Here is a 13,475-nt window from a genome sequence, read left to right as displayed (position 1 = left end):
TCCGCTAGTTCTCAGACATACTGCACTAGCTTAAGGTAATCGTCAGTGAGAACAGGTGAGCGAATAGAACAAGCCGCGTCTTGAAGGAAGGTGGTCAGAGTCCGACTGGCCCGATTGCGGACTTCGACAGATTGCCGTGCCGGCGCGCGAGTACGGAGAGTTGCTAGCTCGGAACTGACCAGGTCAGCCGCTGCTGCGGCGCAATCTGAGATAGAAAAGCAACCAGCAGACATGACAGCTTTTGCCAAGCCCAATGTGGTGAGCCAACCCGCATAGATCAGCACGGCACCGTCTGTCTCATCGAGCCCAGAGAGTTCCTCAATTGCAGCGGCATGGACTGAAGCCGTACCAACTGACCGAAACAGATCGGCTATTTCGTCACGGGTGGCTTTAGAGAGGAGGCAGCGGCCGAGGTGTGATAAGAGCGCCTCAGTCGGACCTTCGAAGATGCGGAGGATGCGAGCGTCTCGATAGATTTTAGCTAAAGGCGTTCCCTCATCGTAACCACGGCCACCTAACAGCTGGACGCATTGATCAGCGACAAGACCGCACCACTCCGAGGACAAAACCTTCGTTGCCGACGCAAGGTGGACGTTGGGCGCGCCCTGCGCTGAAACAAGCCGGCAGGATGCTGCCAGCATCGCCTTCACGACTTCACGCCGCAGCACCATCTGCCCAAATAACTGCTCGATGTAGCTGTTCTCGATCATACGCAGTTTACCGAGTCGACGATGGCTTGCATAAGAGGCTGCGAGCTGGATAGCGCGCTCAAGCGCTCCAAGACCCATAGCAGCCACACCGATGCGGCCGCGGTTCATACTAGATGACGCCGCGCCCCAGCCGTCTTGATCGCGAGAGAGCACGTAAGCACGCGGCACCTCGACATCCTGAAACTCCAGAGTATTCTGAATAATGCCACGTAGCCCGAGTGTGCGATGCTCGTGCGTGACCTTTAGCCCTGGAGCCTGCCTGTCAACGAGTACACCAACGAGCCGACCTTTCGCATCGGGACCAGACGCGCGAGCAAAGCAAACGATCCAGCGAGCCCAGTCAGCGAGGCCGATCCAGATCTTGCGGCCAGAGATCCGAACTTTATCTTCGCGCATGAGAGCCGAAGCTTCTATATGCCTCGGGGCAGAGCCAGCTCCAGGCTCGGTCAAAGCGAAAGCGCAGAGATCGCCGCGTGTTGCACCCCGAATGATATGCTTTTGTTCGGGGATGTGCGGTGCCGCTTCGATGCAGGGCAAGGCTAGGAAGTTATGGATGACGAGGGTGGAGGCAGCGGAGACGTCGAAGGATGCAGTGGCGGAGATGAGGTCGATGGCCTCTTGCAAGGGAAGAGCTAATCCGCCGTGCTCTGCTGGTGTGGTGAGCCCGAACAGTCCATGCCTTGCCAAGATGCTGTGTAGGGTTGGAGGGAATGCTCGGCGGTCATCAGCGTCTGCGAAATTCAGCTGACTGAGGTCAGCGATCAAACTGGAGAAAAGTGCAGCTGCACGGCCCTCAGCTGTGCGTTCCTGCGCCTCACCGAATTGGGCGTTAACCTGAGTATACATAGCCATAAGGCCCATAATGATCCCGGCCCCGCTTCGGGCCAATTCATCCGCGTGGCTAGCTTGGCTACACATTGGTATAGTGTGGATGCAAGCGCAGTATAAGCACGTTGTCGGGGACGGGGGTTTATTGCGTCTACCGCTTCCGGGCCGATCTCAGCGCCGATCAGTTCCTCAGCCATGCAGACGCCCAGGAAACGTGGGGATTTGGCGCAAATTCTACAACAAAGAATGCTCCCGGAGGGCAATCGGCAATAGATCGCCGATTTTGCTGCGAACTCACGTGGCGCAACCAGCCCGCCAAAGTGTTCAGAGTCGTAAAACTCTACTTCTGGGTAGTCCAAAGTTTCGGTCCCGCTGCATCCTCAAAAGTCATTCCCCGTGATTTGCCTGGCCGTATGCTCAACAGCCTCAATTGAGCAACCTGCTGACACACACTCTCTCTAAAACAGATATCATGGTAGGACCCTGCGGCGGAGTTCAGGGCCCGGTAGGCGAAGCGGAGCCCATCCGCGAGGACAAAAATGAAGCGCACGCTAAATCATGGCACTTCCACGGGACATCTTGTGGCTCTTGACAATGAGCATTCTCGCTGAGGGGTTTCAAACAAGCGCTCTCGCCATGAGATGTAAGTGCGAAACTGCAGGAAAGGGTATTTGGGCGCTTGGGACCACGCGTCAGGACAGGAAAGTAGGCAAGAAGGTCGAAAGCGGGTAGGCGGCGCCGGATAAGCCCCAGACGAAGGGTTCAAACACTCAGCAGAGGTAGTTTCGTGAGACTGAAATAGCGACAGGCCCACTTCCATCGCAGTGCTGGACCCGTTTAACGTCGACCGAGGCCATGTCCCCGAAGGAAAAGTCACAAGCAAATTAAGTCTGGGCCCTACCGCCGTTCATACGGATGGGTTGGGCCTTTGGCGCGGCTTGCAAGGGCTACGTTGCAAGCTCGCCCGAGCAAAACCCTGGCATTCGTGCCAGGGTTTTTCATGTCATCGATACTTTGAGAGAGTGGATCAGAAGTCCATACCGCCCATGCCGGCGCCTGGAGGCATTGCTGGACCAGCCCCGGCCTTTTTCGGCAGCTCGGCAACCATCGCTTCCGTCGTAATCAGCAGCGCCGCCACCGAGGAGGCGTTCTGGACTGCGATGCGCACGACCTTGGTCGGGTCAATGATGCCTTTGGAGACAAGGTTGCTATACTCGCCTGTCTGCGCATCGAAGCCATAAGAGTACTGCTCGTTGTCGAGGACTTTGCCGACCACGATCGAACCGTCTTCACCGGCGTTGATCGCGATCTGGCGGGCCGGCCAGGACAGCGCCTTGCGGACGATCTCGACGCCGGTCTTCTGGTCGTCGTTCTTGGTGCGCAGACCCTTGAGCTGCTCGGAAGCCCGGAGCAGGGCGACGCCGCCGCCCGGCAGGATGCCTTCCTCGACTGCCGCGCGGGTCGCGTGCATCGCGTCATCAACGCGATCCTTGCGCTCCTTCACCTCGACCTCGGTCGCGCCGCCGACGCGGATCACCGCGACGCCGCCCGCGAGCTTGGCCAGACGCTCCTGGAGCTTCTCACGGTCGTATTCCGAGGTGGTCTCCTCGATCTGCGCCTTGATCTGGGCCACGCGCGCCTCGATGTCGGCCTTCTTGCCGGCGCCGTTGACGATCGTGGTGTTCTCCTTGTCGATCGTCACCTTCTTGGCGCGACCGAGCATGTTGAGCGTAACGTTCTCGAGCTTGATGCCGAGGTCTTCCGAGATCGCCTGGCCGCCGGTCAGGATCGCGATGTCCTGCAGCATGGCCTTGCGGCGATCGCCGAAGCCCGGAGCCTTGACGGCCGCGACCTTCAGACCACCACGGAGACGGTTCACCACAAGCGTGGCCAAGGCCTCGCCTTCGACGTCCTCGGCGACGATGACCAGCGGCTTGCCACTCTGCACCACGGCCTCGAGCAGCGGCAGCAGCTCGTTCAGCGAGGAGAGCTTCTTCTCGTATATCAGGATGTAAGGGTCCTCCATTTCAACCCGCATCTTGTCGGCGTTGGTGACGAAGTAGGGCGAGATGTAGCCGCGGTCGAACTGCATGCCCTCGACGACGTCGAGCTCGGTCTCGAGCGACTTGGCCTCTTCGACCGTGATCACGCCTTCGTTGCCGATCTTCTTCATGGCGTCGGCGAGGAACTTGCCGATCTCCTGGTCGCCGTTGGCCGAAATGGTGCCGACCTGGGCGATCTCCTCGTTCGAGGTGACCTTCTTGGAGTTCTTCTGCAGGTCCGCAACGACGGCCTCGACCGCGAGGTCGATACCGCGCTTGAGGTCCATCGGGTTCATGCCGGCGGCAACCGACTTGGCGCCCTCGCGGACAATCGCGGCGGCCAGGACGGTCGCGGTGGTGGTGCCGTCGCCGGCAGCATCCGCCGCCTTCGAAGCCACCTCGCGCACCATTTGGGCGCCCATGTTCTCGAACTTGTCGTCGAGTTCGATGTCCTTGGCGACGGCAACGCCGTCCTTGGTGATGCGAGGCGCGCCGAACGACTTGTCGAGCACTACGTTGCGGCCCTTCGGACCAAGCGTGACCTGCACGGCATTGGCGAGGATGTCGACGCCGCGCAGCATGCGGTCCCGCGCGTCTACTCCGAATTTGACTTCTTTGGCTGACATAAAGAATTCCTCAGTTCTTATTTTCTCTTCCTTCAGCGCGCCCGCCGGGCGCTCGTCAGGGGGTGGGCTGTGCGAGCGCTGGGTTAGGCGGCTTTCTTCGTGGAAAACACATCGGTGAGAACGCCCATCACGTCGCTCTCCTTCATGATCAGCAGGTCCTGGCCGTCGATTTTGACCTCGGTGCCGGACCACTTGCCGAACAGCACGCGGTCGCCGACCTCGATGTCGATCGGAATCAGCTTGCCGGTCTCATCGCGGCCGCCCGGGCCGATTGCAATGACTTCGCCCTGCGAAGGCTTTTCCTTGGCTGTGTCGGGAATGATAATGCCGCCAGCGGTCTTCTCATCGGCGTCGATGCGCTTGACCACGACGCGGTCGTGAAGCGGACGGAAATTCATACAAGTCTCCTGAGCGTCTGAACAAGTTGGAGATAGTCACATTGTGACGAGCCCAATTACAGCAAGAGTCAGGCCAAAAATGAGCTGAACGATCATGCCTGCAGTTCTGCTGAATCGTTGCCTGGTCTGCGCGTGTCTTTGTCCGGAAGCAAACGCCCTCAGGTACACAGTCCGCCAAGCTGTTGCGAAAATGACATTGCGTTGCGTCGGAACACCCGGTTGGTCCCAGGGTTCCTCAACTTGGCGGCCCTTACACCGATCGAAGCGCCGGCGTATTTCGACGGCGGCGGCCTGGCTGCACATAATTGGTTCGTCTTACAGCAGCATCTAGGAGCCGGGGAAACGTGCGGCGCACAAGATTCATCAAAGGGCGGGTTCGAACAATATGAGATCCTCGCGCATAATAACGTTATGCCAACTATCTTGAGCGCGGGACCTTCAAGAATTGATCTGGACCGAGCTCGATAAGGTCATTGCACGCTGCAGTACGAACCCAGCAGAGGCCCGCCATGAGGAAGGCGCACGGCGGTCTCCAGACAGCGAGAGGTTGCAGGGCAGTCGCTGCACCTGTCGGTCCGAGAGGTTTCCCTTTTTATGTCGATGGCATCCAAATAGCCGTCATGGATCAAGGGGACTGAGGGGCATATGAATAATATACGTTGATATGCGTTGTGCCGGCGCATCTGGCGTGTGATTGCAGCTTCGAAGTTCGAAATTCACGCGATCTCCGCGCCCAATGGGAAAAGCACCTGTGTCCTCTGTAGAAGTCCACCAGTACATCGTCTCACTTCTTCAGAAGCCGAATCCAGTCATCCTGGATATCGGCTGCAATGACGGGACCGATACGCAACAGTTTCTCAACCTCTGCCCGCAAGCTCAGCTCTACTGCTTTGAGCCGGACCCCAGAGCGATCGCGCGCTTCAAGAAAAAGCTGGGCTCGTCCCTCAATAAGGTGAAGCTGCTTGAAATCGCGATCAGTGATCGAAACGGGATGATCGACTTCCATCCAAGCAATGCAGATGGTGATGCGAAGGAATGGGACCTCTCCGGCTCAATACGCCGCCCAAAGAATCATCTCACTGAGTATGATTGGGTCCGATTCGATCGCCCTGTCTCCGTTGAAACGCGGCGGCTGGACGACTGGTGCGGCGAGGCGGAGCTGAACACGGTCGATTTCATCTGGATGGATGTCCAGGGAGCCGAAGCCGATGTTATTGCCGGCGGCATGCGGACCTTGAGCAACACGCGCTTCATCTACACGGAATATAGCGACCGTGAGCTCTACGAAGGGCAGTTGTCCCTGCAAGCCATTCTGGACCTGCTACCATCATTCGAAGTGGCGGCCCATTATCCGCGCACAGTGGAAGGTGATGTATTGCTCAAAAATACGCGCTTCTAGTGGCTGCTCGTATCGAGCGCCTCATTCATTGCTGGGAGACCTGACCAGCGCGCTCCATGCCACCCAAAGCTGCACAACTGGCGTCATGAAGGCGAGGGGATGTCAGTAGCCGAGCGGGCACTCCGGTTTCCGGCTGCCATTGCAGACCACACGCATCACGTCGGCGTCGGGCGGGTGGTGGGTCTCTGACAATCATTTATTTGGCGAGCCGGCACGACCGAGGACTTTGCAGCCAGCAGGCCGAGCCGTTTCATATGTTTGAATCAACACTGCCAGCTGGGGCTCGAAGCGTGGAACATCTGAACGGCTGCTGATGGTCTGAACCTCTGGTAAGCTGGTGCACTGCTTCGAAGCAACTGCATCGGTTCTCGTAGTTCCTTGTCTCAATCGGAAAGCGAGCTGAAGCATGTGTTTATGCCATATGAAGGTCGCCGTGAGGCGTCCAGCATAACTGCAGCAGCCGATTCTCCAGCAAAGCGTGCGGCGCAGGAGAAGGGGCCGCGATCATCAGCGGCCGATCTCGTGCCGGATCGGATCAAGACCGCCATCGTAATCGCGGTTACTTGCTGCTCATGTGTCGCAAGCGGAGTTGATCATCGAATCTGCGAGCACGCTCGGCCCGTGCGGCTGCGGCGCGATGACGAAGATCGGCGAGGATGTCAGGAAACGCCTTGACGTAATGCTGGCGCGATGGCCGAAGAGTCTCCTAGCCGCGCCGCCCGATCACCCGCAATTCGAGATCGGCCCGATCGGCGTCCGCGTCCAGCACGGCCCGAAACCGCCGCCATTGTAGCGGCCGCCGGCGGAAGCCGGGGCGGGCCGAAATAGTGCCATTCGCCATCCCAACCGTAGTGCTGATGAACCGGGTCAATATACCAGTGGCGCCGGTCGGCGCGCGAGAGCCGGCGCATCGCGTCCTTATGCCCGTAGAGCGGAATGCTGTTGCTGGGCGGCTGGCGATAGCCGCGCAGGAAGCCGTAACTTTGCCAGACCGGCTTGGGCCGCTTTTGAATTGGCGCAGCGTTCGCGACGACCGACAGCAGCGACAGGATGATAGTAGCAGTTAGACACACAAGGCGCGCGACATGGATCGACAATAGTCGGTCTGTTGCGCGGAGGCTATTCAAATTTGGGGGCAGAGTCCTGCGCAATCTTGCGCAGAATTGTTCTCTCAGCTGATCACGCCCTTCCTGATCAGAAAGCACGCATATCCGGTGCTGTCACCCACCTGCACCGCGCCAGCCCTAAGCCTTAGCGCGAGAAGATCCGGACGTGAGAGCTTGCTGCGACTGATGGGGCGACCGACCGAGCGCTCGATCTCGGTCTGCACCGTGCGTACGTCCGGGTACACGGTCGAGATCGTCGACCGGCATCATCACGAGCGCGGATCGACGAAATCTCAAGCGGGTAGAAGGGTTAGGATGGCAGTCTTCTCCATACTCATGCCCGGGAGCTGGATCAGGCGCTCCGAGCAGAGTCGTGGGTGGCCGGGCCGCGAGGGTGGTCGCCATGGCCCATGGAGGCGAGCAGCCAGAGCAGCTCGGGCACTAGGATCGGATCAACCGGCTTCAGGATGTGATGAACTATCCCCTCGATCATTCTGACGTTTGTCTCTGTCTTCCCAAGCTTCGCAATCATCAGATACCACGGGCCAGAACAGTCCAAACTGTCGTCGATCGGTGGCAAAAAAAAGCCCGGCCTCATTTCGATAGCCGGGCCGAAGTCAGTCGTCGACAGAGGGAGAACTGTCGACGGTTATTTGCGGCAAAACGTTCACCGCAAATTCTAATTACGAAAGGATTAATGACCGGAGAAATCTCGCGCCTTTTCCTTTCTATCAGACGATATTGACCGAATGCGGCTCAACGCTGGCTCGCACAAACCTTGAAGGGTGTATTGTCCGTTATCCTGAGGATCGTCGAGCCATGGTGATAAAGTGAGCGTTGCCGAACAGAGACGATCCGCAGCTGAATGGCGTCAATGTGTCGGCCGCAGAGCGCAGCAACCCAGCTTCCCCTGGGCTGGGACGAAGTACGTTATTTTTCGCATGCGAGCACTCGTTGCCCGTTCGCGCGATCCCGCACGCGAGGGCCCTCTGCTGCACACACAACGACCGCATTGGCATCATCGTCTCACCGATGGCAGGAAGCCGCAGGCCGCTCCGATTTTCCGGGCATCCTCGTCATCTATTTCTCATGGTACACCGTGACGTCGCGTGCGATTCAAGGCCTTTTAGCCTGACGATGCAGATGTTCTGGAGCGTGCTGGCGCGTATCCGGAATGTGCGGGCCGGTTGATCTCCGGGCCGATAGCCGCCGAGCGGTCGTATGAGGAAATGGGGCAAGTGCGGCGGGGAGGGGATGCTCTATGGAGATGCGGTGGTGTTTTTGAGAAGCGCCTGACCGCAAGGGTCTCTCTCTCTCTCTCTCTCTCTCTCTCTCTCTCTTTCTTGTCCTTTAAACAAGGCCGGCAGGCCGCCAAGTCCTTGCAACCGCAGGCCGCATCATATCGCAGGCTCTGCAATTCGTAGCTGCAGAGCGTGGGGGGACGTGGGTGAACCACTTCATGGAAAGCCCGGCTGTGCTGCACTTCCGAGCAGGAGTCGGCCGGCGCTCTGGAGCGTTCCCTCGTTTAGAGCTGCGTGTTGGGCAACCACGAAGCTGTCGCACATGGCGCGCGCCAGATTGCTGGTGGTATAGAGCGAGGTACTTCCAGCGAGACCGCTCGCAATCCTACAGACCTCAGCGCTCTGCCGCGCGGCGTTCGTTGCGGCGAGTCGCACCAGCGTCGCCGTGCTCCGGTTTACCGCACCCTTGAGCGCTTCCTTCCACAGCTCCTCGGTGGCCTCATAGAAGAAGGAACGGGCGGAACGCAGCATGGCTTCGGCTCTGGCCATCTCCAGTTGGACATAGCCGCGCTCCGCCATCACGGGCGCTCCAGTGATCGAGGCGCGGCTTCCGGCCATGGCGACCACCTCGTCTAGCGCCGAGCGCGCAATACCGATGCCGACAATTGCATGCACCTGCGCAGCGAAAGCCACGGACGGATAACGATAGACCGGCCCGTCGAGTGTCGGCGGACCGCCGCGGATCAAGGTCCATTCCTCCGGCACAATGACATCGTTGACAACGACGTCGTGGCTGCCGGTGCCTTGCAGGCCGATGACGTCCCAATTGGGGCGGATTGTCACCTTCTCGGCCGGCATTACGGCTACACGCACAAGGTCACCGGTCGAATCGTCTTCCACAGTGATGCCAACGCCTATCAGGTCCGCGCCCGGTGAGCCGCTGGCGAATGGCCACACGCCGTTCACGACAAATCCGTCGGTGCTTCGCCTGGCGGGCTGGAGTGGGAAAACCGCACCTGCCAACACCACATCAGGTCCATTCGCGTATACCTTGCGAAGCGTGTCGTCCGGAAGAGCAGCGAGGTAGCGAGCCCCATCGCCGAAGCTGGCGACCCAACCGGCGGAGCCGTCGGCTTCAGAAATGCGCTCGATCAGGCGACAAAAATCGGCCGGCGTTCGCTCCTCACCGCCGAATCGCCTGGCCGCCATAGCCCGATAGACGCCAACGCGCTTGAAGCCCTCGATGATCTCGTCGGGAATCTTCTGCGCTCGGGCGAACTCGTCTCGACGCGCGCGGATATCGACCAGTAGCGGCGACAGATTATCCCAGGTCGCAGCCGTAGCGTCGGCTTCTGCAGTGATCTTCTCTGGTGGAGCGTTCATAAACTTTCCTCGGGTGTTGAGCCGATCGACGGCGCGTGTCATTGATATGGATTGCGCGCGCATGGCGAAGCTGGCCGGATTGATACCCAGCCGGAGGGATCGTCGAAACTGTCGCAGTTGATAATCGGCTGTGATGCGATTGCAGGCGGTTGCCAGTCCAAACCGCACCCCGAGCGGATTGGCTCAAAGAAAAGGTGTTGAGGGCCAGGAAGGCTGATCGAGATGTGGCCTCGATGTTGCCATTGAGGCTGAACTGGCAAGGCAACCGATATGAGGCGGCGAGATCGATCCGCCTCTGCTGCACTATGTTTCGGACGGCTGACGGCAGCGCTCGTTTTGTCATGTCTTATCCAACGGACAGGTTGTCACAATTGGGGCTCGGCCGGCGCGAACCACGTTGTGAATACCTGACTTGGCGACCGGTACCCCAAGCCTGCGGCTCGTTTCCATATCCCCAGCAATCGACGTGCCATCAATCATGTCTGCCGGTCGTGTCTGAATCGAGCGAGATCACGTGACCCGTGCCGCGCCAGGAGGATGCTCGCGCCTCCCGTGTCTGATACCAGGCACAAGAAGTCATCAACCGAACAAGGCGGGAGGAGAACGACTGAAGTGGACCTCGGCCGCGGACCAGTCGGGCTCGGCTTGCCTGCTGGAGTTTCAGGCCCGCTGCGATCTCCTGAGACTACCAACAGCGCAATTTACCGTGGTCGCGGAGCCTGAGCGGCGGCAACGCCTGATCAATCCGGTCGACGATGCGTTGGTTGAAGAGACTATGGACGACGTGCGATGACCGCGCGAGTCGCGATCATCAAGCTGATGTCCGCATTGGAAAAACGCACTTCAAAGGTGCACGCCGGCCGCGAAGATGCTCCTTTCCGATGCGCCACTTCGGAACTTCCAATGACAAGACCCGCCTGCGCAGAGCCACGAGTGCCTTTTAGATGGCACGTCAACGCGTCTGTCGATAGTTGACCGTCAGGCTTCACGAACTCCGGCGCGGGCATAAAAGATTGTTCTCCGCTCGAGCCGATGGTCGCCATCGTCGTGCGCGCGGCAAGTTTCTGTTTATGCTGATCCAAGCTAGGCCCAAGACAGATGCGACAAGGCTGCTTTCCGACACTTGTGGTCTCCCAAATGGCTGATGCAGAGAGACGTCCGATGCCTACGCGAGTAGCTATTTTCTTTACGTCAGTCGGCTGGTTAGTCATGGCGGTCGTAATCCTGCTCTATTTGATCTTCCGGCCCTGCCTGAGCCTGGTGATCATAAGCAGGACCATAGATGCCTTGCCGGATCGGGAGTGAGAGTCTGCCGGAATTGTCGCTTGTTCCGGGGGCCGAGAGCTCAGACCCTGCATGCCTCGCACCGCGATCTGCCGCTTGACCCCCCTCGGCCCGCCTCGCGCATTAAGGTGCAGGCTTGAATACTGTTGGCCGCGATATGAGTGTTTCTTGGTGCTGGCCTCGCGTTGCCAACATGAGCGCGTAGAACACAAGGAGGATTAAGAGGCCGCGCATACCATAAAGCTTCCCGAAGCTATAACAATTGTGGAGCTGATTGTACTCGGTGCAGTTGATGCAGCCGATGCACGAGCGAATTGCGCGGGACTCGACGAAGCCCTGTATCAGGCGGCAAACGACCAGCTGGCCGCGCGAAGGTGCCAGCGTCAGCTCAGCAATTCGACCCTGCCGGTGTCGAGCCGATATAGCCCCCCGACGACCTTCAGTCTGTTCTGCTCAACTGCCGCGTTGAGAATCGGCCCCGTCGATCTGAGTTTGTTGACATTATCGACTACATTTTGTCGGGTTGCTTCTGCGAACGTGTCACCTGTTTGCTGGCGAGATGCTGTTACTGCAGGCGCAAGCGCAGCGATGAGGGATGAAATGTGCCCCGGCGGCGGCTTATCGTCGTGGAGCGACTTGATCGTGGCGTCTATCGCACCGCAATGATCGTGGCCAAGTACCAGGATCAGCGGCGTATTCAGCACGGCGACCGCATATTCCATACTGGCAAGCGTGTCATCGTTGGCGAAGTTGCCGGCGAGGCGGCAGACAAACAGATCACCGAGTCCGCTGCCGAAGACAAGTTCAGGCGCCACGCGAGAATCGGCGCAGCTCAGAACTGCGGCATATGGATTTTGCCCATCCACCAAAACAGAGCGCTCGCGCTTGAAATCGTCGCCTCGTGATACGCCATGGACATAACGATCGTTACCTTCCATCAGCCGCTTCAGGGCAGCATCCGGCGAGAGCAGGTTATCCGGCTTGGGCGGCGTTTTTGCTTCCTTCGCATCGACAATGTTGTTGTCAAGCCGCAGGCAAGCCGCCGAAACAGCGAACAGCAACAGCGAGCGGCGTGAAGGCGCGATCTTGGTCAGATAGGACATATTCGGATAATGGCCTGCATGCATGCATCTCACCTCATCGCGCGGCTTTGCGCCACCCGGTCGCTTCGGCTTCCGATTCGCTGCAGAGCCAGCGTTCACCGGACTTCTTCGTCATGTCGATTTGTTCGTAACCGAATTGCCCGGGCAAGTGATAAAGTCGCTCGCCGTTGTGGCCCACGGTGCCTTTTATCATACACTCTGACGAGGGCGGGTCCGATAGCAAAGCGGATCCGAGCAGGAGCTCCTGAGCGTCGATCGGAACCGAGCTCGCGCCGATGATGATCGTCCCCTTGTTGCGGCGACGCCAGTCCCAGGGCGCGATGAACGCCCCCGACCACAGCCCCGCATAGGCGTTGCTCGCCACAACCTCATAGATAACGTACGTATTGGCAGAAGGGGACGATAGTGCCCAGCCGGAGCGTACCATCCAGGCGTTCACGTCCTCGCCTTCGATGAAGCAACGGCCACGCGACCTGCCGTATTCATCAACTCCTGTGGTATGACAATCCCACGTTCGTCCGTTCGAATGCTTGATAAGCTCGTCGCGAGCAGCCACGCCGCAAGCCCATTTCCGGCCGTGGGCGTCGAGGCAAATCTGGTCAGTCTCAGGAGCGTCGATGTCTGAGAGCCGAAGCGTGGTTTTCTCGAGCTCGATCGTATTGCCGTCGAGGATGCGCGGAGGGCCGCTGAGCTTCGCCGCGCAGACCGGAGATGTGATGACAGCGAACAATGCGACCATCATTATGCGGTGTTTCATTCCGACAATAGCCTTTCGCTCTTGATTCATGTTCACGTGCGATCCGGCGCCGCGTTCGACGCTTAAACGCACTATGTCCGTTATCGGGCCGCATCTTTCGACGTTTGCTTTATGAAAGCTTGGCCCTCATTTCCAAGCTACGACCTGACGCTGCGTGAGGTTCAAGCGATTTCTTCCGGTGTGCGTATCGCGGTATCCTTCGAGCCTCGCCGGTCTCACTCAGTGGGCGCGCACTGCACCCTCTCTCGGCCTAAGGAGGAGATCCCCATCGCTCAGCCGCCAACTCGGCATGCGGGAGAAAGCCGAGCCTCGGAACGCTGTTTCTCACGCGATTGAAGAAGAAAAGCGCCTGTGAATTGTGACAGTCGAGTGGGAGTCAGGCGTGGAGGAGCAACCTGGCTATGCTTTGTGCCAACCCCCATCGGCAGACAGAAGGCGCTGCCAACGGTTTCGGCGAGAGCGATGACATTTTAAGTTCTTGCCACCGAAAGACCGACGTTCGAAAGAAATCTGGTCTCGCGTCCTATCTGAGATTTGGACGAAAGGCGCCACGGAGTCCAGCTCAACGCTCGCAGCGCAACTGAATCGGTATCGTTTG

At 58.9% G+C, this 13,475-nt stretch carries 7 protein-coding genes and 1 pseudogene; 1 reads left to right on the top strand and 7 read right to left on the bottom strand.

Annotated elements, in window-relative coordinates; all coding sequences use genetic code 11:
- Nucleotides 1-11 precede the first annotated feature (11 nt).
- The 3 genes from I6F33_RS31065 to I6F33_RS31055 all read right to left on the bottom strand — a co-directional run bounded on the left by I6F33_RS31065 (nt 12) and on the right by I6F33_RS31055 (nt 4,604).
- Nucleotides 12-1,556, bottom strand: coding sequence for an acyl-CoA dehydrogenase family protein (locus I6F33_RS31065; RefSeq protein WP_225145070.1), 1,545 nt, complete (start codon nt 1,554-1,556; stop codon nt 12-14).
- A 1,009-nt stretch (nt 1,557-2,565) separates the two neighbouring features.
- A complete protein-coding gene (gene groL / locus I6F33_RS31060; RefSeq protein WP_225145069.1) occupies nt 2,566-4,206 on the bottom strand; it encodes a chaperonin GroEL in 1,641 nt (546 codons plus the stop codon).
- An 83-nt stretch (nt 4,207-4,289) separates the two neighbouring features.
- Nucleotides 4,290-4,604, bottom strand: a complete 315-nt coding sequence (locus tag I6F33_RS31055) for a co-chaperone GroES (protein WP_128932171.1) — start codon at nt 4,602-4,604, stop codon at nt 4,290-4,292.
- Nucleotides 4,605-5,355: 751 nt separating this feature from the next.
- Between I6F33_RS31055 and I6F33_RS31050 the strand changes: the two genes are divergently transcribed.
- Nucleotides 5,356-6,003, top strand: a complete 648-nt coding sequence (locus tag I6F33_RS31050) for an FkbM family methyltransferase (RefSeq protein WP_345944121.1) — start codon at nt 5,356-5,358, stop codon at nt 6,001-6,003.
- A gap of 723 nt (nt 6,004-6,726) precedes the next feature.
- Here I6F33_RS31050 and I6F33_RS31045 read toward each other — a convergent pair.
- The 4 genes and pseudogenes from I6F33_RS31045 to I6F33_RS31030 all read right to left on the bottom strand — a co-directional run bounded on the left by I6F33_RS31045 (nt 6,727) and on the right by I6F33_RS31030 (nt 12,907).
- Nucleotides 6,727-7,094: pseudogene (locus I6F33_RS31045) on the bottom strand (hypothetical protein).
- Between the two features lie 1,472 nt (nt 7,095-8,566).
- Nucleotides 8,567-9,733: an acyl-CoA dehydrogenase family protein gene (locus tag I6F33_RS31040; protein ID WP_225145068.1), complete on the bottom strand. Its 1,167-nt coding sequence runs from the start codon at nt 9,731-9,733 to the stop codon at nt 8,567-8,569.
- Nucleotides 9,734-11,400: 1,667 nt separating this feature from the next.
- Nucleotides 11,401-12,144, bottom strand: coding sequence for a carbonic anhydrase (locus I6F33_RS31035; RefSeq protein ID WP_225145067.1), 744 nt, complete (start codon nt 12,142-12,144; stop codon nt 11,401-11,403).
- Between the two features lie 10 nt (nt 12,145-12,154).
- Nucleotides 12,155-12,907 (bottom strand): thermonuclease family protein, encoded by a 753-nt coding sequence (locus I6F33_RS31030; protein ID WP_225145108.1) that lies wholly within the window; start codon nt 12,905-12,907, stop codon nt 12,155-12,157.
- Between the last annotated feature and the right edge of the window lie 568 nt (nt 12,908-13,475).

The sequence above is a fragment of the Bradyrhizobium sp. BRP20 genome, from assembly GCF_020194215.1.
GTDB lineage: Bacteria > Pseudomonadota > Alphaproteobacteria > Rhizobiales > Xanthobacteraceae > Bradyrhizobium > Bradyrhizobium yuanmingense.
The sequence above is the reverse complement of the archived record's forward strand: the minus strand, read 5'-3'. Positions and strand labels throughout refer to the sequence as shown.

What these genes read in the sequence shown, in the direction of transcription:
- I6F33_RS31065 (WP_225145070.1), bottom strand. Translation starts at nt 1,556, where the DNA reads ATGTATACTCAGGTTAACGCCCAATTCGGTGAGGCGCAGGAACGCACA.
- groL (WP_225145069.1), bottom strand. Translation starts at nt 4,206, where the DNA reads ATGTCAGCCAAAGAAGTCAAATTCGGAGTAGACGCGCGGGACCGCATG.
- I6F33_RS31055 (WP_128932171.1), bottom strand. Translation starts at nt 4,604, where the DNA reads ATGAATTTCCGTCCGCTTCACGACCGCGTCGTGGTCAAGCGCATCGAC.
- I6F33_RS31040 (WP_225145068.1), bottom strand. Translation starts at nt 9,733, where the DNA reads ATGAACGCTCCACCAGAGAAGATCACTGCAGAAGCCGACGCTACGGCT.
- I6F33_RS31035 (WP_225145067.1), bottom strand. Translation starts at nt 12,144, where the DNA reads ATGCATGCAGGCCATTATCCGAATATGTCCTATCTGACCAAGATCGCG.
- I6F33_RS31030 (WP_225145108.1), bottom strand. Translation starts at nt 12,907, where the DNA reads ATGAATCAAGAGCGAAAGGCTATTGTCGGAATGAAACACCGCATAATG.